Below are 23,107 nucleotides of genomic sequence, written 5' to 3'. Positions count from 1 at the left end.
TGACCGAGAGTGAGTGGAAGCTGGTTGGGGAGCCTTCTTGTTGAATCCGCAATAAGAAAAAAGGATTAGGTCGCGAATTTCGCGTGCCTAATCCTTTGAGTGTTTTTACGCCTGAATATAAAATATTAAATCCTGCCCGTTTTTGACAGGTTCCTGTGCGAGCGTATAGCCGTGCTTAACGACTTCTTCCGGCACGTTGCGGAAGGCCGCCGGACAGTCGGCAATGACCTGCAGCAGCTGCCCCTTCTTCATGTCGCGCAATGTTTCCAACGTATAAATAACCGGGTATGGACAAGGTTCCCCTCTAAGGTCCAACGTGAAATCAACTTCAACTGACATTTTTATAGTCCCCTTTCTTGAATCCAACGCCGAAGCGGTAGTTTTTTTGCCAGTATACCGCGATGGCATATCCGATTCCTAACAGGATCAGCGTCACCGCCAGCGCGCCGGCAGGCCCCATTATCGTGAGCAAATTGATTTTGGATCCGCTCTGTACGAGAACGTTATAGACACCGAGATGATCCCACGCATAGGCGAGGGCCGTGGCACCGATGATGTTGCCGATAAACACGGGTAAAAAGACGATTTGCCCTTCCATCAGCCGGTACATCATGCCTGTCTCGCAGCCGCCGGCCAGTACGATGCCGATGCCGAACAGCACGCCGCCGACAAATGTGCTCGGCGCGGCGATTTTGGTAATCGGCTCCAAGCCGTAAATCAAGATGATAAGCAGTGTCGCCACGGAACTAATGGCCATGCCGACCGTGATTGCTTTCGTCATGGTGGCCCGGCCGCTAATCCACAGATCGCGGAACGCAGATGTAAAGCAAATTTGCCCTCTTTCAATCAAAATGCCGAACGCGGCCCCGAATAGAGCAGCTACTCCCAACATCGTGCGGCCCGAGATGAAAAAGTAAACGATAAGGCCCGTATACAATAACGCAATGACGGCACCTGCAATGGGTTGAATCTTTCTTGTTTTGGCAGCGCTTTGCGCCATATTGCCTTTTTGCAGGACAGGCTTGCCCTTCCACCATCTTGTATTTACGATTTTAACACCCGCATAAGTACCGATTGCGGTGGCGATCATAAATATCCAAGAATGAAATGAAAATTGAGGCACGCCAGTGAAAAAGGCAGCCAGATTGCAGCCTAGAGCCAAACGGGCGCCAACACCCGCGATGAATCCGCCAATCAGCCCTTGCAGCAAGCGGCGCTTTTGTTTCGGAACTCTTATTTTGAAATTATTGCTGATCAAAATCATAATCAAGGCGCCAATGAACATGCCCCAGACGATCCAGCCGTCTGTTCTGCTGAATGTAGTCCCGTCCATATGAATCAAACCGTAATAGTCCCAATCTGAAATATCCACGCCGAAATGCTGTAAAACATGACCTCCCAGACGAGTGAATTCGCCGGTTACGGCCCATACGGTTCCGGTAATTCCGAAATATAGAGCACTCAGAACGCCTGCAATCCCCATCGCGGCATAGGGGCTCCAATAATTGGTGAACAGTTTCCCTAACATGTGTTTCATTTTTCTTACCCCTTCAATCCTTCAAAATGCATTCCTTGATCGGTTTGTATGCGGCAGAACACTCCTTATATATACGTAAGTGAAAATGCCATCCTCCATTTTACTACAATCAGCATGTGTGTGGGGGAATTCTCTTAAAAGGACTTAACTCTCGACTTTAGAGGACAAGGGGAGAGAGCGAGCGGTTGAATAAATCACGATGTAACCTTTTTCGATAATTCGGGATCTAATGTATGAAACTATGAACTGAAGGGAGATTCATACGGATGGTTGCACAGAAAGGGGACTATGCACCAAACCGAAATCATTGACGGTCAAACCGTATATCATGAGAACGGTGGAGAATAATAAACGCGAAAAAGAGTATATCCCCGAACTTGAGTTTACGATACCGGTGCCGTAATGTTATAGGATAGCGAAAGGGGTGCGGTGATGACCTTGGAAGAAGTGATGAGCAAGCTTGAAGCGTTGGGTTCGGAGCAGACCAAGCGGACTTTTATCCGTCACGGAGCGACAGAGCCCCTATACGGTGTGAAGATTGGCGACCTGAAAAAGCTGGTTAAAGATGTGAAGAAGGACCAGAATCTTGTACGGGCTCTATACGACACCGGAAATAGCGATGCCATGTATTTGGCAGGTCTGTCCGTCAATCCGAGAACGATGACGAAAGAAACGCTTCAAGACTGGGCGAACAAGGCGAACTGGTCGATGCACACAGAAACTACGGTAGCCGGAGTAGCCGCAGAGAGCCCTTTTGCTCTGGAGCTGGCAAGGGAATGGATGGATTCAAGCGATGAGCTGATTGCCACCTGCGGCTGGAGCACATACGGCAACTACATATCAATCACCCCGGACGAACAATTGGATATCGATGAAATACGCCGTCTGCTGCGCCAAATCGAGACAACGATTCATACAGAAAGAAACCGTGTGCGCTATAAAATGAATGCTTTTGTTATTGCAACAGGCGCATATATTCGTGCTTTGCATGATGAGGCGATACGAGTCGCCGATGCAATCGGGAAGGTGCATGTCAACGTGGGGCCTACCGCATGTAAAGTGCCCGAGGCGAGAGCCTACATCGAAAAGATTGATGCACGCGGGAAGATCGGCGTGAAGAAAAAGACCTGTATTTGTTAAGGAGCCAAGCTCTATCCAAGACGAGTCTGTTTCCCTATTTGGGACGAAGCAGAACAAAAGGCACTCCTTCTAGGAATGCCTCATTTTCAAAAGCAATTCTGTTCGTACCGCCCCTGTATATTAATCCACAATTGAAATGATATATTCTCCGCGATTTTCCCCGGGTATAATAACCCCTAAATCTTTGAGTTTCGATATATTTTTGGCAATGCTTGATGGTGAAGCATCCAATGTCTCATCAAACAGTTGTCTGTGGAATATCTCGCCGTCTTCCATTCTGGCTATTAACTCAAACATCGTTTTTGCATGGCCTTTACCAAGCAGCTCTCTAATATACTTAATTCTATCGTAACGTTGCAGTTCTTTTAGCACCTTAGTAAGCGATGCAATGACACACTCGAGATAGAACACGATGAATGGTTTTAGGTCTCCTTGAGTAGCAGTCATAAGTGTATCATAGTAATCCTCTATTCTTTTATCAAAGTATTCTTCTACACTGAAGGCATCCTTGATCGTGGATAGGTCATCATGAATTAAGCCAACCAATGTAGAAAATGCTCTAGCTGTTCCTCCGTTTCCATCTGGAAAGGGATGGACATACCCTATTAAATGGTGGGTAATTCCGGAAATAATAAGAGGATGCACCTTTTTTTCAGAAACTACGTTGGTCTCGTAGGGATTCGACAATCCGGTCACACTCGTAAAGAGCCAAGAGAAATATGCCCGCATAAGAAGGGAAATTTCATTACATGCTGGAGGTTGATAACTAACTTGCCCGTCACTATCTTGAAGAGCAACAGGAATATTCCTGTATCCATCAGGATAGCCAGTTAAGTTTTGCACGAGTGTCTGTTGAATTTTCTTGAGTACAGGTTCATCCATATCTGAAAAATCTTTGTTGGGGTCTAAACTATAAATATATTCAGAAGTTTCAAATACGTTTTTCACTTCCAGTTGGGCCTTTTGTTTTATGGTTAGCGGATTCTTTTTATAGCTTTGATAAACTTGTTCGACCTCTTTGAACTCCAACTTATTTTGTTCTATTTTTGTTGTAAAGTGTGCTGTTCTGACTAAAGAATTTCGTAAAATGGTGGGCTTTAAAGGATGGCTTTTTAAGCCAAGCCTGGCTAGTGCGCCAATATTTCTCTCCGCCTCTAATATTAGCTGTTGTATATCGTAATCAAAGAGATTTAGATTAGGACGAAAGACCATTTTATCTTCCTCATATATAAAGTGCTCATAAGAAAAACTATAAGTCATTTTTACACCGCCTATTACACTTAAAAGTTCAGTAGAATCAAGGGTTGCCATTACATTTTATTATATTGAATTACACTTATTATGTACATAAAATAATACTATTAAACCAACTATATGGACATATGACAAAAAGACATTTATAATCATTTAAATGCAATATATATTTGACATTTAGAATCGTTTATTATACATTATTAGCAGAGTTACTGAGGGATTCATACTGAGGAGTGGATGGAAAATGAAATGGTTGCAAGGCAAGAATAGGCTGGTGGATGAAAGAATAGTAAATATGCGCAACAAAATTTATAAAGAAGCCTACGTATTCGTAGTGCTCATATGTTGTCTGTCCGTAATCGTGAAGCACATCCTTTATGGGCCAAACATAGGTGCTGTCGCAACCGAAATCATCGTTCTATTGTCCTCGTCACTGTACTACGGAATTAGATCGGCGTTCTTGGGTCTGTATTCAGACGAAGTGGAGATGCATGATCGAACGAGCAAGCTGCCATTCAGCTTGAAAAATGTTCTTATCGGTCTAGGATTCGGCTTGGCACTAGCTTTGTTCTTTGGCATACGAAGCGCAGTCGCTTATGGAGATGGCGGTTCGCAATCTTGGTGGTATTTCACGATCGTGTTTTTCGCCTCGTTGATGATATATATCCCGCTTTTCGTCGGCATTATGGCACTTGGGCATGCATTGGCCAATAAGGCCAGTAAAGCGGCAGCCGCAGAAGATTTAGATGAATAAGAGAAACGGATAGAGGCGGGTGAGGTGATTCGGGGATGAAAAATATGAGATTAAAGCTGGCTAGGGTGGAAAAAGACTTGTCGCAGGAAGAACTGGCCCAGCTTGTGGGAGTGTCGAGACAGACTATAGGATTAATCGAGCTTGGCAAATATAATCCCAGCTTGAGCTTATGCGTTGCGATTTGCAAGGCGCTATCGAAGACGTTGAATGATTTGTTTTGGGAGGAATAAGCGGGGGGGTTCATGAATTTGAACATGGAGCGGAAGATATAATTAAGGCCATCCTATGAAGGGATGGCCTGTTCTGATCACGCCGTAAATATGAGTGAGCTCTATACTTGCGATAAGGATGGGACTGCATCAAGAGCATACAACTCGCGGTAGCGCGCACTTTGCTCCATCAGCTGCGCATGTGAACCGGACATAGCAACTCCACCGTTTTCCAGGAAGATTACTTCGTCCATCTGCTCCACACCGGCTAAATGGTGTGTAATCCAAAGTAGCGTCTTGCCTTGAACGGCTTGAAACACGGTCGATAACAGCGCGTTCTCTGTCCGCGGATCCAAGCCGACCGTCGGTTCATCCAGCACGATGATCGGATTGTCCTGCAGCAGGATGCGCGCGAGAGCTATGCGCTGGCGCTCCCCGCCGGAGAAGCGTTGTCCCATCTCATGGGTCCGTGTATGGTAGCCGTCTGGCAGAGAGGCGATTAATGGATGCAGCTGGGCCTGTGCAGCCGCAGCCTGAACCTGCTGCTCTGAGGCGTCAGGACGCCCCAGACGGATATTGTTGGCCACCGTCGTGTCGAACAAGTGCGGATTCTGATTCAGCACGGAGACCACCTGCGTTAGGTGATGTTCCAGCTCATGAATCTCCGTTCCGTTCGCTGTGATTGTGCCCTGCTCAGGCTGTATGGCTCCTTGGATCAACTTCAGCAGAGTCGACTTTCCTGCGCCGCTGCGGCCGATTATAGCGACCTTTTTCCCTGAGGGAATATCAAGCGAGATGTCTTGCAAGATCCGGTCCTCACTACCCGGATAACGAAAGGACACATGATTGAGCCGCAGGTGAACCTGCCGCCAAGCTGTCGCCACACTCTGTGTCTGCCGATCCGTTATGTCTGCAAGCCCGCTCTCGGATTCGGGATCGTTCCCGACTTCCGCAATGCGCCGCAGCGAGTCTTGATACTTCGGTATTTTCTCTACAGCCTCCGACATTGGAGCGAAAGCGTTCATGATCGTTAGCGAAGACAACACAAACGCTGCAATGACCGTTACGGAAAAGTGTTCCGCCGCCGACTGGTGTCCGGTCCATATGATCATCGATACGACGGCTGCGCCTGTCACGCACTGAATGATCAACTCTCGCCATCTCGCCCAGGCATGCACACGTCGTTCCACCTGCGTGAGCTCATTTTCGCTCGTTTCATACGCTTGGATAAATTCAGCCTTTCTCCCGCTCACTAGCCAATCGTTAATGCCGAGCACCGCGTCGGTCAGCTTGCGGTATAGACGGTTGCGTCCACGAGTTAAGCGAACGTGCTTCTTGCGAGTCACGGACAGGGAGACGAGGGGAAGCGCAAACAGGAGCACCGCAGCGTATAGCGCCATAAATATAGCGAACTGCCAATGAAACATGCCTAATGTCAGAATGAACAAGCCATACATAACCATAGAGACGATGCTTGGAAATATCGTGCGCAAGTATACGTCCTGCAGATGTTCGATATCGTCGGACAGCACGCCGAGAATGTCGCCAGTCCGGTAGCGTGAACGAATGAACAGCGCTTGCGGCTCTAATATGTGATATAGGCGCACTCGCATGGCCGAGAGAATCCGCAGCACGGTATCATGTCCGATAAGCCGCTCCAAGTAACGAAAGACCGCTTGACCGATGCTGATGGCACGTACGGCTACGATCGGAACAAAGAGCAGCAAAATATTTTCGGGGCGCAGGGCCGCTTTTGAAATTAAATAACCGGAGATGAACAAAAGCAGCGCAGCGGATAAGACGCCTAGGGTGCCTAACGCGGCGGCAAGCGTTAACCGCCAACGATGCTGCCGTAAATAAGGGCGAAGCCATCCCTCTTTTCTCATCGTATCCCCTCCTTCTGCGACCGAATCAGTTCATAATAGATGCCCTTCTGCCGGATAAGGGATTCATGGGTACCAATCTCAGCTACCCGTCCTTGATCGAGAACGATAATTTGATCCATGTGCAGCATCCAATGCAGCCGATGCGTAGCCAGGAAGACCAGCTTGTCTTCAAATAACCGGAGCATCGTCTGCTTCAGCTCATATTCGGTTTCGATATCCAGATGGGCCGTAGGTTCATCTAATAAGACGACAGGACGGTCGCTCAAGAAAGCGCGGGCAAGGGCAACACGCTGTTCCTGCCCCCCGCTGAGGGTACGGCCCCCGTTGCCTATTGTTTCTTCATACTGATGGGGCAGTGAGGCTGCCAGCTCTGCAAGACCTGCCGCAGCTGCAGCTCGTGTGACCGCATCCATGCTGGCATCTGGCACGTAGAATCGGATGTTTTCCGCCAAGGTGTCGTTAAAAATATACGGATGCTGAGGAATGTAGGTCGTCTGCTTATGCCATTGCTCCATCACGAGCGATCGGAGTTCAGGCTCATTCCAATGAATTCGGCCATTGGATGGGTGCAGAAACCCTCCCAGCACATCGATTAAGGTGGATTTGCCGGCGCCGCTTTCGCCTACGATTCCGACCTTCATGGTGCCTTTAATCTCAAAGGATACATCATGCAGCGAATAGACAGCTGCTGGCCTGTGCTTAACATCAACACCGTGCAAAGACAGGCTGCTATCCGGTCCCCAGGACGATGAACGGTCCAGTTCAGTCGCAGCTTGTACCGTATCGTAATCCAGTATCGCTTGAATGTTGTCCGCAGCAGTCCTTCCGTTCAGCGTCGCATGGTAATCCGAGCCGACTTCACGTACGGGCAGAAAGTACTCCGGCGCCAAGATAAGCACAGTCAGGGCCGGAGCTAACGCCATGCTTCCTTCCACGAGCCGCAAGCCGAGTCCCACCGCCACACAGGCGACGGATAAGCTGGTGAAAAAGTCGAGCGCAAAGCTCGATAGAAAAGCTACGCGCAGGGTGCGGACCGTCGCCGAGCGGTACTGGTCGCTGACGCGGGTGATCGAGGCTTGATGCCGTCGGCTGTGTCCTAGAAATTTCAGGGTCTCCAGCCCGCGCAGCGTGTCCACAAAATGATTCGATAATATACGGTACGAGTCCCACTGCTTATCCATCTGTTTCTGGGCGGCAAGGCCTAACAGAATCATGAAAATAATAATAATCGGTACGGTCACAACCAGAATGACGCCCGAGATGGCATCTTGGAAAAAAACATACCCAGCGATAACGAGCGGCAACACAGCGGTGCTCACCATGCGTGGCGGATAAAGCTCCAAAAAGATGCGCAGCTGAGCGATCCCTTCAAGTGCCAAGGTGACCAGCTTGCCCGTTCCTTCGGATCTGGCAAATCTCGGACCCAGCTCGAACAGCTTATCCAGCAACCGCCTTCTCGTCTCGGCGCCAGTCTTCTCTGCAAAACGGTAAGACACCTTTTGCCGCACCCATGTGAGTACGCCTCGACTGAGAAAGGCGAGCAAGAAGCAAGCAAGGTCCAGATACAAATCCTCCACAGGCGTCCCGTGAAATAAATCAGAAATAATATGGGCCAACAAGGTTGCCTGGAGCAGAATACATATACTTTGCAATAATGAAATGCAGCTTAGCGTTACATAGAGCGCTTGTATCCCTTTGTATTGAGGCATTCTGCTTTTCTTCATCAATACTCCAGATGTTCTTTATCGTCAATTCGTTTGCGGAACACATAATAGCTCCAAATTTGATAGCCCAATACGAACGGGAGAATCGTCAATGAAATATACGTCATCACTTTTAACGAATACGCTCCGGAAGCTGCATTGTAAATCGTCAAGTGAAAGTCGGGACTGATCGAGCTGACCATCACCCGCGGGAACAAACCGATGAACATGCTGACAACGGACAGAATGATGACCGCGCCCGTCATGGCAAACGCCCAACCGTCGCGTTTTTTCTTGATAAATAGGCCTGCCAGGACAAGCGCTGCGCCTGCGAGAACCGGCAATGCGATCCATTGCGCCCCATGTACGGTGTAAATGTCGGTGCTGAAATAGGTCATTACCGCAAATATGAGCAGGACGGCCGCAACGGCAGGACCTATGTCACGGGCAGCCTTCCGTGCCCGATCCCGCAGATCGCCGTTGGTGCGCAGCGTGATAAACACGAGGCCGTGCAGGATGCATAGCAGAACGACGGCCACTCCCCCGGCGAGAGCGTAGCCGTTCAGCAGGTCGAATACGCTGCCGATCATCTCTTTATGGCTGTCAATCGGTACGCCGCGGATGAGATTCGCGAACACGACTCCGAACAAGAAAGGCGGAAGCAGGCTTCCAATGAAAATGGCGGCATCCCATGTCTTTTTCCAGATTCCGTGATCCATCTTCCCTCTGAATTCAAAGGCAACGCCGCGAGCGATAAGCGCTAGCAGCAGCACGACAAACGGAATGTAAAAGCCGCTGAATAAGGTGGCGTACCATTCCGGAAAAGCGGCGAACATAGCGCCGCCAGCCGTAATGAGCCATACTTCGTTCGCATCCCAATAAGGGCCGATTGTATTGATGAGGATACGGCGCTCTTGGTCGCTCTTGCCTAGAAACCGCGATACGATACCTACACCGAAATCAAAGCCTTCAAGGAAGAAAAAACCGACAAATAGAACAGAAACGAGAATAAACCATAACTCATTTAGCGAGAGCATGTGCTTCCTCCTTATCAAACGGATCGTGCGAAATGGAATCTTCAACCTCTTCCTGCTCCGCGTCTTTGCGAATCACTTTCACGAACAGACATGCATCGATAATGGCCAGAATCGCATAAATGCTCGTAAAGGCAATAATCGAGAAGAGCAACTCACCTGCGGATACCGTAGGCGAAATGGCATCTTCGGTCCGCATCACTCCGAATACGACCCAAGGCTGGCGTCCCATCTCGGCCATCAGCCACCCCGCCGAATTGGCCAGAAACGGGAATGCAATCGCGCCTACCATCAGCTTCAAAAACCACGGCCGTTGTTCAAGCTTCCGTGTGCGGGCCAGCACGATGCCGTAGATGCCAAGCAAACACATGAGGCCGCCGGCTATAACCATGGTGCGGAAGCTCCAGAAGGTCATTTTTACCGAGGGAATGTAGTCACCCGGCCCGTATTTTTGTTCGTACTGCGCCTGAATCTGGTTCATGCCGTCTAGACTGCCGCTGAACTTGTTAAACGATAAAATGCTCAGCATATAGGGAATTTTGATTTCGGAAGAATTTTCTTTTTTCACCGTATCGATATTGGCATAGAGGGTGAACGGCGCAGGATCCTCGCTCGTGTTCCACAATGCTTCAGCCGCAGCCATCTTCATTGGCTGCGATGTAAGGAGGTGCTGACCTTGCTGATGTCCGATAATCGCAACGAGCAGAGCGGATATCATGGCGACCGTAATCGATACATGGAACGATTTTTTGAACATTTCGAGATTTTGCCGCTTCAGCAGCTTCCATGCGCTGACGCCAGCCATAAAGAACGCACCGGTAGCGAAGGCGGCAAATAAGGTGTGCGGAAATTGCAGCCACAGCTGCGGATTGGTGATAATCGCAAAGAAATCGCTCATTTCCGCCCTTCCGTTCTGGAATACATAGCCGACTGGCGCATGCATGAAGGAATTGGCCGTCAGTATCCAAAAGGCTGACAAGACGGTACCTATCGATACAAGCCAAATGCATGCGAGGTGAACGCGCTTCGATAAGCGGTCCCAGCCGAACACCCACAAGCCAATGAACGTGGACTCCATAAAAAAGGCAAGCAAGCCTTCAATCGCCAGCGAAGGTCCGAATACGTCCCCGACGAAGCGGGAATAGTTCGACCAGTTCATGCCGAACTGGAACTCCTGCAAGATGCCGGTTACGACACCGACTGCAAAATTGATCAGGAACAATTTACTCCAAAATTTAGCGGTTTGTTTATATATTTCTTTGCCTTTCACAACGTAGAGCGTCTCCAATATCGCGATTAAGAACGCCAGCCCAATCGTCATCGGAACGAAGATGTAATGGAATAGCGTAGTGGACGCAAATTGAATGCGCGCGAGAATAACCTGATCCATAATGGCCTCCTTTAGCTGAATGCTGTTCTGTGTGTTTTTAAGGCCCTTCGGCGCCTCATTACGTGAATGGGTTCACGTAATGGTGTGAATGACGATGCGCCGCTTGTACATGATATGAACGTCACTATACGTAACCTTAACCGTCATTTTTCATTACATTGCCTAGGCGCAGCTCGGTTCGGCACTGCCGTTAAACCGAATTTTTACACAGCGAATCGCTTCAGCATTATCATAGAGCAGAGTGGATGCCGTGTCGCCATCCATTTATGTAGAGGTCAATCATCCATGTTCAACACACTGACACATAGTTGACAAGGTTTCGATGAAATCGGCCTGCGCCGACTAATTTAGTGAGATGTTATACTTAAGTCGTGTGATAAAAATCACAGACTAAGTAAATTAAGAGGTGGATTTCTATGTGGCAACCGGATCGTTCTAGCAAACAAGCGCTATATCAGCAGATTGCCGCATATATGGAGCGCAGAATTTTTTATGGGGAGTTTCCGCCCGGCAGCATTCTCCCTTCGGAGCGTAAATTCGCCGAACAAATAAACGTAAATCGGAGTACCGTCGTTCAAGCCTATGAAGAATTGCGAGCATCGGGAATTATCGAAAGCATGGTAGGAAGCGGTACGCGGGTAAGCAAATATAAATGGGGGGCTCCCAAGCAAACACCGGATTGGCTTCAGTATTTAGAAGGCGGCACCGTCGTACAGCCGAACCAATCCTTCTTGCGGACCATCCGGGAAGAACTCGATACGGGACGTCTGCTCATCGACTTCGCAAGCGGCGAGCTGTCTCCCGACTTATCTCCCAATGAAGCCATTCGGCTGCTCTTGAGCGAGCATTCATTACATGAGGATCTGGGCTATGACAATCCGCAAGGCTATGTTCCGCTGCGGCAAGCGCTGGTCTCTTATTTGCAGCAGTATCGCGGCATCCGGGCAACGGAATCCTCGATCCTTATCACCTCGGGATCTCATCAGTCACTGTATTTGATTACCCAGCGGTTGTTAAGCCCGGGCGATGCTGTGGCGATCGAAGATCCGTCCTATTACTATTCATTGCCTATGTTTCATTCGGCAGGCCTTCGCTTGTTCCGTCTACCCGTTGACGAAAAGGGTGTCTGTCCCGAGGGAATTCTATCGTTGTACCGGGAACATAACATACGCATGATCTTTGTGAATCCGAATTACCATAATCCGACCGGCCGCGTGCTTGATCCGTCACGCCGGGAGAGGCTGCTCGATGTGTGCGGGCATTTGGGAATTCCCGTAGTGGAGGATGATCCGTTCAGCTTGACTTCATTCGCGGGCAATCCGCCGCCATCGCTCAAGTCGATTGATGTCAACAGCACCGTGCTCTATATCGGTTCACTCTCCAAAACAGTGGCGTCGGGCTTGCGCATCGGTTGGATGGTCGCCCCGCAATCGGTTGTGAACCGGCTTACGGACGAGAGACAGCAGATGGATTTCGGACTTAGCGTGCTGCCGCAGCGCATTGCTGCGCAATTATTGTCCTCGGACCATTTTGACCGGCATTTGCAACGGCTGCGGCAGGAGCTGTCGCATAAGCGGAATCTGCTCATTGATGCCTTGCAGCGCGAGCTGCCTGGTGAGGTATCCTATACGCTGCCGCAAGGCGGGCTGCATCTGTGGTGCAAAATAAAGCGGCCCGTCGACGATGGCAGACTGCTGGAGGAAGGCATGAAGCGGGGGGTCGTCTTTGTTCCGGGAAGCGTGTACGGTTCGGAATCGGGCTATGTTCGCTTTACATATGCGCGGCCGCAGCCTGATGAGATCGGCCCGGGCATATCCAAATTCGCGCAAGCGTTGCGCGCTGCAGTTAAATGAATCGCTTGGAAGCCTATGGGTTCATACGACTCCATAGGCTTTTTTTGTACGCTGCCTCATCAAGCATCCACAAGCACTCCGGGACGATGAATTCGGTTGCAGCGATCATTCTGGCAGGGAATCGCTCCCTCTTGGCCTCTCGCCTCATATGTAGAGAAAAAGCAGGGCGAAAGGCTGCTTCGTATCCTCCGTGTCTCATTTCATTGGATTTTATGTAGTAGAAACATCTTGTAAATCCCTTTGCAGCAGGTTTCATTGGAATTCATCCAATGGTTTGGACTCGTTTCGCCGCAGTCGCTGAAAAACAGCCAAATCCACTGTACTAAATACAGTCAACATGCCACTTGGCCGCTCAATCTGTACATTCCACTGTACATTATCCAATGGGAACTCACACTGACTACGGAAAACAATGAAGTTCAACTTATGTGCTATGCCTCAAAGCGTCAGGTAATGGACACACAAAAGGCAATCTCGTTTGACCAGGTTGAATATGGGCATGTTTTCACTAAAGCAGAAGTATGGGGATTCCGGCAGTTGTAGGCTGCGGCAACGCCACAACAAGGCTGAAAACGGGAGATAGGGTCATTGTAGATGGCGGACATGGGATCGTGCAGTTATTGGAGCAGTAATGCCCCCTGTCACAACGGCTTGGGCGGCTTGGGCGTCCCCTCGTATTTGACGACAGGCCATTTCTGTTTGCGCAGCGCCTGCATCAGTTCGGGGCTGGCATGGAGGTGATCACGCACGAGTTCGTGAGGGGTGAGCGCCATCCACTGATTCAGCGATACATCGGCGAAGCGGTCGCTCTGGAACATCTCCAGAAACCACAGGCTTTGATTGCCAGTGTTCTGGATGTAGTGACCGAAGGCGAACGGCACATATCCGACATCGCCAGCCCTGAAGTCAAATGTCCGGGCTTCACCCTCCGCTGCGAAAGCCGTCATGCGTGCAGTGCCGGTGAGGTAGTATTGCCACTCGTCGTTGTTCGGATGCCAGTGCATTTCCCGCATGCCCCCGGGCAGAACCTCGACCAACGCTGCCGCGATGCGGGTCGAAATCGGAAAGTTGGTCGAATCAACAATACGTACCGATCCGCCAGGTGTCTTGATCGGAGTCTGGGCGAGCATGCGGTAAGTCAAGGATAGCGGCACCGTTCCATAAGGATCCGGCACTTTCTGGCTATCTAGCGAGCCGGGCACGGTGGATTGGAAAATGTACCGCTGTTCCGTCGGGATCCCGTCAAAGGCGCTTTCGGGTACGCCAAAATTAGATGCCAGCACGTCCTTAGGCGTATGCGCGAACCAATCGGTGATGGAGAACGTGTCGATATCCGAGAAGCTGCCGTCGTCGAATACGAGCAGAAATTCGCAGCCTTCCTCCAATCCTTGAATCGAGTGCGGAATTCCCGGAGGGAAATACCACAGGTCGCCCGGGCCGACATCGGCAATGAAGTTCCGCCCGTTCTGATCGACCGCGGTGATGCGTGCCCGGCCCAGCAGCATGTACGCCCACTCCGCTTGCTTGTGCCAATGCAGCTCTCGCACGCCGCCCGGCGTCAGCCGCATGTTCACCCCTGCAAGGGTCGTTGCGATCGGAAGCTCCCTGACCGTCACTTCCCGCGACCAGCCGCCATAATTCAACTGCATGTGGGTATCGGAGAACGAGAACTTCAAGTTAGGGACCGTTCCGGCATCGGTGGCCGGCGGCACCAGCAGATCGGGATTCTCCAAATCACGCATGACATCGCGCGGGCCGAGATCGGTTGCGCCTGCCCCGTCTTTCCTGATGGGCTGCGGCACATTTGCATATGCAGGTTGCTGCGGAGGGAGATAATCCATGATGAAACACGCTCCTTTGTCGTAATGTGAGGATCGATACTTCATTTTAGTAATATGACGCGTTCAGCGGGAGTATGTTGGGTGCGCCCATCATAACGGCGGCTCGAATCCTAAGATAGCGGCCTTAAACTAAAGGGATTGATTTATTATAAATAGTACTGTATAGTTCTAGTTATGAATCGAAAAAGAAACCAACCATCCAATCGCGATCAGGTCATCCAGACGGCAGCGCAGATGTTTCTGATGGGCGGATATGCTTATACAAGCATGGATGATGTGATGCGGGAAAGCCGTGTGTCGAAATCGAATATTTATTATCACTTCAAGAGCAAGGAGGAGTTGCTGCTGGCCGTCGTCGAATTTTGGGCCGATAGGTATGAAGCCCAGTTATTCGCCTCGCTCGGCCAAAACGACCTTACGGTGGAGGAGCGCATCCTGGCCTTCATGGAATCGCTGGCCGCAGGCTTTACGGAACGGAACCACCAAGGGGGGTGCCCGTTCGTATCGTTATATTTGCAATGTTCGGAGCAGGCCGAGGCCGTTAGAGAGAGAATATTCCGTTTCTTTACCGAGCTGCATCCGCTTCTGACGAAGCTGTTCGAACAAGGAGTCAAGAAGCAAGAGTTCCGGGAAGGCATCGGGGCCGATGAGGCGGCTTCGCTGTTCATAGCGGCGCTGGAAGGTTCGCTTGTATTGGCCGAAACAACCCGCGATGCCGGGGTCATCAAACGGACGGCTGTTCATTTTTGTAGAATGCTTCATTAAATGAAGCTTCTTTTTTATTCATAAATAGAACTACGTAGTTCTAAATTGTGTGGAGGAATCGAGATGAGTGTTCTGTTTATCACCGGAGGAACCGGGTTTATAGGCAAGGAAGTTGTCAAACAACTCGCAGAAGGCAGGGAGCGGCTGTTGCTCCTGGTTCGTTCGACGGAGAAGGCTTCTGCCATGCTGCAACGCATGGGATTGGGCGAAGACACGCGTATCACGCTGCTGCAAGGAGACTTGTCCGAACCTGGACTTGGATTGCGTTCGGACGATCGCGAACTTGCGTGTATGGCCGACGTGATCATTCATGCGGGAGGAACAATGAGCATTACGCTCGATCCGGCGGCAGCGAAGCAGACCTTTCTCGAAGGCGCCCGCCATGTGGCGGAGCTGGCAGCAGATATACAGCGAACGAAGGGGTTGCGCCATTTTATCCATATCGTCGGGTACATGAGTCCCTTTCATGATGGCAACGTCGATATGGAGACGGATGTTTTCCAATGGGATGGGTTTATGAAAAAGGAAGGCCCATACGAACGAATGAAGTTTTTGTCCGATCTGTACATACGTCAACAAGCAAAGGTGCATGAGTATCCGTTATCCGTCGTGAACCCGTGCACGCTCGTGGGAGCCAAGCCCGCAGGGACGACGGAACAGACGGGGGGACTAGGCATTCTCGTCGAGGCGTTGCGGCGGAAGATGATGCCGGTCATCCCCGGGGGAACATCGCACTGGCTGCCGATCGTTGCCAATGACGATCTGGCCCGCATCATCGCTTATCTGGCGCGCGATGCAGCACCGGGCGGATGCACTTACAACATTCTCGGCGAGAAGGGAAGGGAGCCGAGAATGCGGGAGCTGCTGACCTTAATCGCCCGGGAATTAAGAGTGCCTGCTCCCCGGCTGTCCGTGCCAGTGTCATTGCTGCGAACCGCGATGAAGGCTGGGGGCAGTCGCCTGACCGGTATTCCCGCCGAGTCTCTATCCTTTATAACCGACCGCTCCTTCCGCACCGTGGAGACGAACGAGCTTCTCGAACGCATGGGGGAGGCTCCTTTAAATACAAGCGACATCCTGCCAATGGCGATTGCCGATCTGGATTATCGCCTGACCTATCCGAACCGTAAGGAACCGGAAGGCTATGTGAAGGAGCGGAAAGGGGACCTGGCCGTGCTCGTAAAGGAGGGAAGTGGAATACCGTGGGTGTTGGTGCACGGCATGTTGAGCGGAGCAGATGATTTGGTTCCCCTTGCCGGACAATTGCATGAGCGGACCGGTAATCCGGTATGGATCGTGGATTTGCCCGGATTCGGCAGATCTCCGTCGCTGCGGCAGGGGGATGCACTGCAAGGCAATGTCGAAGCCCTGTGCCGCGCGATAGCGGATCACCCCGGTCCTATTCGCCTTGCAGGGCATTCATTCGGCGCCGTTCTGGCCACCAAGGCAGCCGCCGCATTACAGGATAAGGTGCAGCATCTGTACTTGCTGCAGCCGGTTCTCCATTCGCCCCGCAACCGCATGCGCCGATGGCATAGCACATCCATCGAATGGTCGCGCTTCCTGCTGCAACGTCTTAACACTGCTTCTTTAACAAGAATGCTGCTGCGGGAGGAAGGAGCAATGGAACGTAGCGAGCTGCCGGATGGATATGTCGAAGCGGTCATCCAAGGCCTCTCTTCTCCGCGCATCGCGGCAGCGAATGCAGCCATGCTGCATATGGTGCATCATCATCTGCCAGCCTTGTCGCCAACCGCTCTGCCCAGCGTGCCCACAACGATTCTTTGGGGAGCGAAGGACAAGGTGTACACGATTACGGAGCCTTTCCGTCTAGATCCTCGTGTGAAAGCAGTTCCGTTCGGGCATCAATTTCCCGTCTTTCAATCGCAGGAAACGGCACAGCTGCTAATTGAGCTGGGCAGCTCAACAGAATGAAGCCCCCGTGAGCGCCATTTACGTCTGTGCTATCATGGAAGCAGCAGAAAGATGCTCTTACAAAATACGAGGTGTCGCCATGAACAAGACAATCGGCATGTTCGCCCATGTAGACGCGGGTAAAACGACTTTGGCCGAACAGCTGCTATATCATACCCGAAGCATTCGGAATCGGGGGCGGGTCGATGACAAGGACGCTTTCCTGGATGGCCATGATATTGAGAAGGAACGAGGTATCACGATCTTTGCGGATCAAGCCGTGATGACCTATAAGGATAATACGTATACCTTGATCGACACACCAGGGCACGTCGACTTTTCCTCCGAAATGGAGCGGGCCGTTCAAGTGATGGACTATGCCATCGTTGTCGTCAGTGCGGTCGAAGGCGTGCAAGGCCATACGGAGACCATCTGGCAGCTGCTAAGCAAGCATAGGGTGCCGACGTTCTTCTTTATTAATAAAACAGATCGGGTCGGGGCAGATGTGCAGCGGGTGTACGGGGACATCCGCTTGAACCTGACCCCGGATGTGTGTGATGTGACGTCGAATGATGAGGCAGGCCGCATGAGCGAGGAACTGATCGCTTTCATTGCCGAACGGGATGATCGCCTGCTTGAGCTCTATATGGAAGAGGCTTATGACCATGAAGTCTGGCTGCATGCGATGAAGGCGATGATGAAGGAACATAGGCTGTTTCCTTGCGCATACGGTTCTGCTTTGCAGGATATCGGCATTGTGGAATTTCTGGAACAGCTGGACACTTGGACGTTGACTGAATACTCGAACCAAGGCGCATTTGCAGGCCGGGTCTATAAAGTCCGCCACGACGAGAACGGGACCCGAATCACCTATATAAAAGCGTTAAACGGAGCGCTCCATGTAAGGGATGAGATTAGCTACGGCCTGGGAGCGGATAGGGCAACCGAGAAAGTGACGTCCATTCGAGTGTACAACGGCCATAAGCATCAAAATGTGGATCGTGTGGAGGCAGGACAACTGTTTGCAGTAACTGGGGTATCGGCAGCTTCAACGGGTGACGGTCTGGGCGCTCTCCAGGAACAGGCGGTGTACGACATCGTTCCTACCTTAACGTCGAAAGTCATCTATCCCCCTTCCCTTCATGCAAAAGAGGCGCTAAGATGCTTTCGCCTCTTGGATGTCGAAGACCCTTCGCTTCATGTCATATGGGATGAGTATGTGCAGGAAATTCATATCCATGTGATGGGCGTCATTCAGCTCGAGGTGCTCGAGCAAGTGGTCAAGGAGCGATTTCAGATGGACGTGACGTTTGGGCCTCCTGAAATTTTATACAAAGAAACGGTCGGATCCACAGTTACCGGCTGCGGTCATTTCGAACCGTTGGGACACTATGCCGAAGTTCATGTGAAGCTGGAGCCAGCCGCACGGAACAGCGGGATCACGTTCACAAATGCATGCCATCCTGACGTGTTGACGGTTAATTATCAGCATGTCATCGAGCAGCATCTGATGGAGCGAGATCATCATGGGCTGCTGACTGGATCGCCAGTCACGGACCTCCACATTACGCTGCTGAAAGGCCGGGCGCACAATAAGCATACGAGCGGCGGAGATTTCCGGGAAGCAACGTATCGGGCACTCAGGCAAGGGCTGGAGTATGCGGACAACATACTGCTTGAACCGTATTACGATGTGAAGATTAAAGTGGATATCGACGATATGGGAAGAGTCATGACAGATATTCAGAAGGCGTGCGGCCGGTTCGATCCCCCTGAGTTCGCTGGCGGCAAAGCCGTTATTGCGGGTAAAGTGCCGGTGGCTGCGTTTATGAATTACAGCGCGGAGCTTGCTTCATTTACACAGGGCAAGGGGACGATCCAGCTGATGTTCGGCGGTTACGGGGAATGTCATAATCGAGAAGAAGTCATTGCCAAGAAAGCATACAACAAGGATGCCGATCCAGCATATACGTCTTCGTCCATGTTCTGTTCGAAAGGACAAGCGTACAGCGTGCCGTGGGATGAGGCCGAGCAGCATATGCACGTTTGATGGCAGCAGGAAGCGCGATCTTTTTCCGATGAAAAGAAGAAAAGCCATCCGTTCCGGATGGCCTTTAGGCGCCTATTCGTGTGTGCGGTACGCTTAAGTAAGTGTTACGCTTTCTGTTCGAATAGCTTGATGACTTCAATGACGACGTCTGTCGCTTTCAACATATTGTCGACTGAGACATATTCGAATTTGCCGTGGTAGTTCTCGCCGCCTGTGAAAATATTCGGTGTAGGCAGCCCCATGTAGGAGAGCTGCGAGCCGTCCGTGCCGCCTCGAATCGGGGTGATGCTTGGTTCGACGCCCACATTTTTCATCGCCTGATAGGCAATGTCGACAATCTCTTTGACCGGTTCAATTTTTTCCTTCATGTTGTAATATTGATCGCTCATTTCCAGGATGATGTTTCCCTGTCCATAAGTCGCTTGCAGGTCTTTCACTATCGTCTCCAAGTTAGCTTTGCGGGCGTTGAAATGATCTCTGTCAAAGTCTCTGATGATGTAGCGCAGCTTGGTCAGCTCCACGTCACCACTGATGGAGATCAGATGATAGAAGCCTTCGTATCCTTCCGTCGATTCCGGGGCTTCTTCTGCTGGCAGTCTTCCGTTCAGCTCCATCGCGATTTTGGCGGCATTCACCATCTTGTTCTTCGCCGTTCCGGGGTGAACGTTCTTCCCTTTAATCGTAATCTTCGCTTGTGCAGCGTTGAAGCTCTCATACTCCAGCTCGCCGAGCGGTCCTCCATCCACGGTATAGGCATACCGGGCGTCGAAGGCGGCTACGTCGAAGCGGTGCGGGCCTCTTCCGATCTCCTCGTCCGGCGTAAAAGCGATCCTTACTTTGCCGTGCTTGATCTCAGGGTGGCGGATGAGATGCGCCATCGCCGTCATGATTTCGGCAATGCCGGCTTTGTTGTCCGCCCCGAGCAGTGTCGTTCCGTCCGTCGTAATTAACGTATGGCCCTTATAGTTGGCCAGCTCCGGGAAGTCCTGCGGCGACAGCACGATGTTCAGCGCTTTATTCAGCACAATCTCGCTTCCGTCATAGTTTTCTACCATTTGCGGATTGACGCCCGCGCCGGTAAAATCAGTCGCCGTATCCATATGGGCCAAAAATCCGATCGTCGGCACTTCTTTCTCCGTATTGGAAGGAAGGGTAGCCATAACGTATCCATTTGCGTCCATTGTAACGTCTTCCATGCCGATTTCTTTCAATTCGTTAACGAGCATCCGGGCCAGATCAAGCTGCCCCGGCGTGGACGGGCAAGTGTCGCTGTCGTCATTGGATTGCGTGTCCACTTTTACATAGGTCGAAAATCTTTGAATGATTTCGCTTTTCAATCTATCGTCACCCCAACTCATAGTTATATATCTCCATATTAACACGAACGATGCGCCAGTACTCGTCACTTTAGAGTCACTTTAGAACTTCACATATTATGAACAAGCAGGGGAATGTTATGAATATAAAATGATTTTAGACAAGCAGGAGGTATATTGGTATGGCCAGAAGGAGCCGGCGGAAGCTGCTCGTTACAGGGGCAGAACAAGGTGTCAATGCATTCAAGGCAGAGGTGATGCGGCGCGAGGGCTTCGCTGTCGATCCGAATCGCCCGGATGACGTCAAGTACGAAGTGGCCAAGACGTTGGGAGTGCCCTTGCAGCCAGGCAGCAACGGGGAATTATCTACAGAGTCAGCTGGCCGCGTAGGGGGGCGCATTGGCGGTACGATGGTTCGCGAAATGATCCGTCTCGCGCAGGAAAATTTGGCGAAGCGGCCGAATAAGTAAGGGACGGTCTGCGAAGGAATGTATAGGGGAACACATCAAGGGTGACTGCGTCGATGCAGTCGCCCTTTTTCTCTAGAGATCGACAGCATCCATGATTTCCCGCAGTTCATATTCAGTTCATAATAGATTGATAAGTTAACGACAGAGAGTAATGACAGAAGGCCGTAAGATGAAAAAAACGGCTAGCATGAAGAAGATAGGGGGAAGAGAAATAGATGAGGGAAGCAAGGGAAGCAAGGGAAGAAAAAACGTCAGGGAATTGGCGGCAGTTCGTTCGTCTAATACAACAGACGAATCCGTCGAAGCTGTTGTTAATCATTGCGCTCTGCATGAGTGTAGCTACGACAGGGGTAGGGTTCGTCGTGCCGCTGTTCACGAAAAATCTGGTCGATGGCTTCTCGATGGAGTCCTTGAATCGCTGGCAAATCGGCATGCTGGTCATTGCCTTCGTGATACAAGCTGCAGCGAGCGGCTTGTCCATTTACTTGTTGAATCGGGTAGGGCACAGGGTCGTGGCGAACTTGCGGGATCAATTGTGGAACAAGCTGCTCCGCCTGCCTATTTCGTATTATGACAAGCACGACACTGGAGAAACGCTCAGCCGGGTAACGAATGACACATCGGTTGTGAAAGAACTGATTACCGAGCACTTGGCGGGCTGCCTGACAGGCGTCATTTCGATTATCGGGTCTGTCACGATATTGTTATTCCTAGATTGGCAGATGACATTGGTGATGCTGCTGGCCATACCGCTGGCGATGCTCGTGTTGATGCTGCTCGGGAAGAAGATGTTCGCCATCTCGAAGGGGATGCAGGACGAAACGGCACGGTTCACTGCCGTACTCAATCAGGTATTGCCTGAAACTCGTCTCGTCAAGGCTTCCAATGCGGAGCAGATCGAATATGACAGAGGCAAGTCCGGCATTACGAACTTGTTCCGGTTCGGATTGCGCGAAGCGAAGATACAAGCGATTATCAGTCCGTTGATTTCGTTCATTTTAATGGTCGTGCTTGTCGCGATTATCGGTTATGGTGGCGTGCGCGTATCTTCCGGAGCGCTCACGGCTGGAGATATGGTCGCCTTCATCTTATACTTGATTCAGATTATTATGCCGATGACTCAATTAACGATGTTCTTCACCCAATTGCAGAAAGCGATGGGCGCAACGGAGCGCATCATTACCGTGCTTGACCATGAGGAAGAAGATCTGCATGCAGGCAAGCAGCTGACTGAAGTGAATCAACCGATAATCTTGGATCAAGTTGAGTTTGCATATGAAGAAGAGACGATTTTGTCGGAGATGAATTTTGCGGTCGAACCTGGCAAAGTCACGGCCATTGTCGGTCCGAGCGGCGGCGGGAAGACGACGCTATTCTCGCTCCTGGAACGATACTACGCTCCGTCGAGCGGCGTCATTAAGCTGGGAAATACACCGATTGATGAGTATTCTCTGCAATCTTGGCGCAGCCAGATCGGTTACGTGGCACAGGAAAGCGCACTGCTGTCCGGTACCATCCGCGATAATATTGTGTACGGTACCGATAGAAACGTAACGGAGGACGAATTGGAGCGGGCAGCGCAGATGGCCTACGCGGATCAGTTCATATCCGAGCTTCCGGATCAATATGAGACAGAGGTCGGGGAACGGGGCATCAAGCTATCGGGAGGACAACGTCAGCGTATCGCGATCGCACGTGCGCTGCTGCGCGACCCGCAGATCTTAATGCTCGACGAGGCCACTTCGAGTCTGGACAGCAAGTCGGAAATTTACGTGCAGAAGGCGCTCGATAATTTGATGGAGGGAAGAACGACGCTTGTCATTGCGCATCGTCTCTCGACAGTAGTCGATGCCGATAACATTTTATTCGTGGAGAAAGGTCGCATTACCGGAAGCGGCACGCATGAGCAGCTATACCAAACCCATGACATGTACCGGGAATTCGCTGCCCAGCAGCTGCGCATTCAAGAGCGGGAATGAAAGGAATCTGCG

The 23,107-nt window shown here is 51.0% G+C and carries 18 protein-coding genes and 1 pseudogene; 10 read left to right on the top strand and 9 right to left on the bottom strand.

All coding sequences use genetic code 11. The features are described from left to right. Positions 1-105: 105 nt before the first annotated feature. On the bottom strand, positions 106-339 hold the full coding sequence (yedF, locus tag M3650_RS20645; protein WP_019423335.1) for a sulfurtransferase-like selenium metabolism protein YedF: 234 nt from the start codon (positions 337-339) through the stop codon (positions 106-108). Beyond that, positions 329-1,537 carry a selenium metabolism membrane protein YedE/FdhT gene (gene yedE / locus M3650_RS20640; RefSeq protein WP_251577389.1) on the bottom strand — a complete coding sequence of 403 codons (1,209 nt, stop codon included), beginning with the start codon at positions 1,535-1,537 and terminating at the stop codon, positions 329-331. Before yedE ends, yedF begins: the two co-directional genes overlap by 11 nt. A 432-nt stretch (positions 1,538-1,969) precedes the next feature. Here yedE and M3650_RS20635 point away from each other — a divergent pair, with 432 nt between their 5' ends. Then, positions 1,970-2,677: a DNA alkylation repair protein gene (locus M3650_RS20635; RefSeq protein WP_251577375.1), complete on the top strand. Its 708-nt coding sequence runs from the start codon at positions 1,970-1,972 to the stop codon at positions 2,675-2,677. A gap of 120 nt (positions 2,678-2,797) precedes the next feature. Here the strand turns inward: M3650_RS20635 and M3650_RS20630 are convergent, their stop codons facing one another. Beyond that, the gene (locus M3650_RS20630; protein ID WP_483311771.1) at positions 2,798-3,937 is read right to left on the bottom strand and encodes a Fic family protein; all 1,140 of its coding nucleotides are present in this window, start codon (positions 3,935-3,937) and stop codon (positions 2,798-2,800) included. 238 nt (positions 3,938-4,175) lie between these two features. Between M3650_RS20630 and M3650_RS20625 the strand changes: the two genes are divergently transcribed. After that, positions 4,176-4,685: a DUF6773 family protein gene (locus tag M3650_RS20625; RefSeq protein WP_251577371.1), complete on the top strand. Its 510-nt coding sequence runs from the start codon at positions 4,176-4,178 to the stop codon at positions 4,683-4,685. A 35-nt stretch (positions 4,686-4,720) separates the two neighbouring features. After that, a complete protein-coding gene (locus M3650_RS20620; protein ID WP_087434763.1) occupies positions 4,721-4,915 on the top strand; it encodes a helix-turn-helix transcriptional regulator in 195 nt (64 codons plus the stop codon). A 101-nt stretch (positions 4,916-5,016) separates the two neighbouring features. Here M3650_RS20620 and cydC read toward each other — a convergent pair whose 3' ends face one another. From cydC to M3650_RS20600, 4 genes are read right to left on the bottom strand one after another with little or no spacing between them, the layout of a single operon-like run. Further along, complete coding sequence (gene cydC, locus M3650_RS20615; RefSeq protein ID WP_251577368.1) at positions 5,017-6,780, bottom strand: thiol reductant ABC exporter subunit CydC; 1,764 nt, start codon at positions 6,778-6,780, stop codon at positions 5,017-5,019. Beyond that, positions 6,777-8,504, bottom strand: coding sequence for a thiol reductant ABC exporter subunit CydD (cydD, locus tag M3650_RS20610; RefSeq protein ID WP_251577366.1), 1,728 nt, complete (start codon positions 8,502-8,504; stop codon positions 6,777-6,779). Before cydD ends, cydC begins: the two co-directional genes overlap by 4 nt. Continuing rightward, complete coding sequence (gene cydB, locus M3650_RS20605) at positions 8,504-9,520, bottom strand: cytochrome d ubiquinol oxidase subunit II (RefSeq protein ID WP_251577364.1); 1,017 nt, start codon at positions 9,518-9,520, stop codon at positions 8,504-8,506. The genes cydD and cydB overlap by 1 nt, the downstream gene beginning before the upstream one ends. After that, the gene (locus M3650_RS20600; RefSeq protein ID WP_251577362.1) at positions 9,504-10,907 is read right to left on the bottom strand and encodes a cytochrome ubiquinol oxidase subunit I; all 1,404 of its coding nucleotides are present in this window, start codon (positions 10,905-10,907) and stop codon (positions 9,504-9,506) included. Before M3650_RS20600 ends, cydB begins: the two co-directional genes overlap by 17 nt. A 416-nt stretch (positions 10,908-11,323) precedes the next feature. On the opposite strand from M3650_RS20600, the gene pdxR reads away from it, so the two are divergent. Both pdxR and M3650_RS32050 read left to right on the top strand, forming a co-directional pair. After that, positions 11,324-12,760, top strand: coding sequence for a MocR-like pyridoxine biosynthesis transcription factor PdxR (gene pdxR, locus M3650_RS20595; RefSeq protein ID WP_019423345.1), 1,437 nt, complete (start codon positions 11,324-11,326; stop codon positions 12,758-12,760). Positions 12,761-13,272: 512 nt separating this feature from the next. Continuing rightward, positions 13,273-13,392 (top strand): annotated as a pseudogene (locus M3650_RS32050) (PEP-utilizing enzyme); the annotation flags it as partial. 9 nt (positions 13,393-13,401) lie between these two features. Here the strand turns inward: M3650_RS32050 and M3650_RS20590 are convergent. Further along, positions 13,402-14,601: an oxalate decarboxylase family bicupin gene (locus M3650_RS20590; RefSeq protein ID WP_251577360.1), complete on the bottom strand. Its 1,200-nt coding sequence runs from the start codon at positions 14,599-14,601 to the stop codon at positions 13,402-13,404. 174 nt (positions 14,602-14,775) lie between these two features. Between M3650_RS20590 and M3650_RS20585 the strand changes: the two genes are divergently transcribed. The 3 genes from M3650_RS20585 (at position 14,776) to M3650_RS20575 (ending at position 19,330) form a co-directional block, all read left to right on the top strand. Then, on the top strand, positions 14,776-15,366 hold the full coding sequence (locus M3650_RS20585) for a TetR/AcrR family transcriptional regulator (RefSeq protein WP_251577359.1): 591 nt from the start codon (positions 14,776-14,778) through the stop codon (positions 15,364-15,366). Positions 15,367-15,429: 63 nt separating this feature from the next. After that, positions 15,430-17,301 (top strand): alpha/beta fold hydrolase, encoded by a 1,872-nt coding sequence (locus M3650_RS20580; protein ID WP_251577357.1) that lies wholly within the window; start codon positions 15,430-15,432, stop codon positions 17,299-17,301. A gap of 79 nt (positions 17,302-17,380) precedes the next feature. After that, positions 17,381-19,330, top strand: coding sequence for a GTP-binding protein (locus M3650_RS20575; protein ID WP_251577355.1), 1,950 nt, complete (start codon positions 17,381-17,383; stop codon positions 19,328-19,330). Between the two features lie 104 nt (positions 19,331-19,434). Here the strand turns inward: M3650_RS20575 and pepT are convergent, their stop codons facing one another. Then, positions 19,435-20,667, bottom strand: coding sequence for a peptidase T (gene pepT, locus M3650_RS20570; RefSeq protein ID WP_251577524.1), 1,233 nt, complete (start codon positions 20,665-20,667; stop codon positions 19,435-19,437). A gap of 161 nt (positions 20,668-20,828) precedes the next feature. Here pepT and M3650_RS20565 point away from each other — a divergent pair, with 161 nt between their 5' ends. Both M3650_RS20565 and M3650_RS20560 read left to right on the top strand, forming a co-directional pair. Continuing rightward, on the top strand, positions 20,829-21,116 hold the full coding sequence (locus M3650_RS20565; RefSeq protein WP_251577353.1) for an alpha/beta-type small acid-soluble spore protein: 288 nt from the start codon (positions 20,829-20,831) through the stop codon (positions 21,114-21,116). Between the two features lie 215 nt (positions 21,117-21,331). Next, positions 21,332-23,095 carry an ABC transporter ATP-binding protein gene (locus M3650_RS20560; RefSeq protein ID WP_251577351.1) on the top strand — a complete coding sequence of 588 codons (1,764 nt, stop codon included), beginning with the start codon at positions 21,332-21,334 and terminating at the stop codon, positions 23,093-23,095. Positions 23,096-23,107 lie beyond the last annotated feature (12 nt).

Source organism: Paenibacillus sp. MER TA 81-3, assembly GCF_023713585.1.
Classification (GTDB): domain Bacteria; phylum Bacillota; class Bacilli; order Paenibacillales; family Paenibacillaceae; genus Paenibacillus_B; species Paenibacillus_B profundus.
The sequence above is the reverse complement of the archived record's forward strand: the minus strand, read 5'-3'. Positions and strand labels throughout refer to the sequence as shown.

Bases quoted from the DNA above. Each gene is read 5' to 3' on its own strand.
- yedF (WP_019423335.1), bottom strand. From the start codon at position 339: ATGTCAGTTGAAGTTGATTTCACGTTGGACCTTAGAGGGGAACCTTGT.
- yedE (WP_251577389.1), bottom strand. From the start codon at position 1,537: ATGAAACACATGTTAGGGAAACTGTTCACCAATTATTGGAGCCCCTAT.
- M3650_RS20635 (WP_251577375.1), top strand. From the start codon at position 1,970: ATGACCTTGGAAGAAGTGATGAGCAAGCTTGAAGCGTTGGGTTCGGAG.
- M3650_RS20630 (WP_483311771.1), bottom strand. From the start codon at position 3,937: ATGACTTATAGTTTTTCTTATGAGCACTTTATATATGAGGAAGATAAA.
- M3650_RS20625 (WP_251577371.1), top strand. From the start codon at position 4,176: ATGAAATGGTTGCAAGGCAAGAATAGGCTGGTGGATGAAAGAATAGTA.
- M3650_RS20620 (WP_087434763.1), top strand. From the start codon at position 4,721: ATGAAAAATATGAGATTAAAGCTGGCTAGGGTGGAAAAAGACTTGTCG.
- cydC (WP_251577368.1), bottom strand. From the start codon at position 6,780: ATGAGAAAAGAGGGATGGCTTCGCCCTTATTTACGGCAGCATCGTTGG.
- cydD (WP_251577366.1), bottom strand. From the start codon at position 8,504: ATGAAGAAAAGCAGAATGCCTCAATACAAAGGGATACAAGCGCTCTAT.
- cydB (WP_251577364.1), bottom strand. From the start codon at position 9,520: ATGCTCTCGCTAAATGAGTTATGGTTTATTCTCGTTTCTGTTCTATTT.
- M3650_RS20600 (WP_251577362.1), bottom strand. From the start codon at position 10,907: ATGGATCAGGTTATTCTCGCGCGCATTCAATTTGCGTCCACTACGCTA.
- pdxR (WP_019423345.1), top strand. From the start codon at position 11,324: ATGTGGCAACCGGATCGTTCTAGCAAACAAGCGCTATATCAGCAGATT.
- M3650_RS20590 (WP_251577360.1), bottom strand. From the start codon at position 14,601: ATGGATTATCTCCCTCCGCAGCAACCTGCATATGCAAATGTGCCGCAG.
- M3650_RS20585 (WP_251577359.1), top strand. From the start codon at position 14,776: ATGAATCGAAAAAGAAACCAACCATCCAATCGCGATCAGGTCATCCAG.
- M3650_RS20580 (WP_251577357.1), top strand. From the start codon at position 15,430: ATGAGTGTTCTGTTTATCACCGGAGGAACCGGGTTTATAGGCAAGGAA.
- M3650_RS20575 (WP_251577355.1), top strand. From the start codon at position 17,381: ATGAACAAGACAATCGGCATGTTCGCCCATGTAGACGCGGGTAAAACG.
- M3650_RS20565 (WP_251577353.1), top strand. From the start codon at position 20,829: ATGGCCAGAAGGAGCCGGCGGAAGCTGCTCGTTACAGGGGCAGAACAA.
- M3650_RS20560 (WP_251577351.1), top strand. From the start codon at position 21,332: ATGAGGGAAGCAAGGGAAGCAAGGGAAGAAAAAACGTCAGGGAATTGG.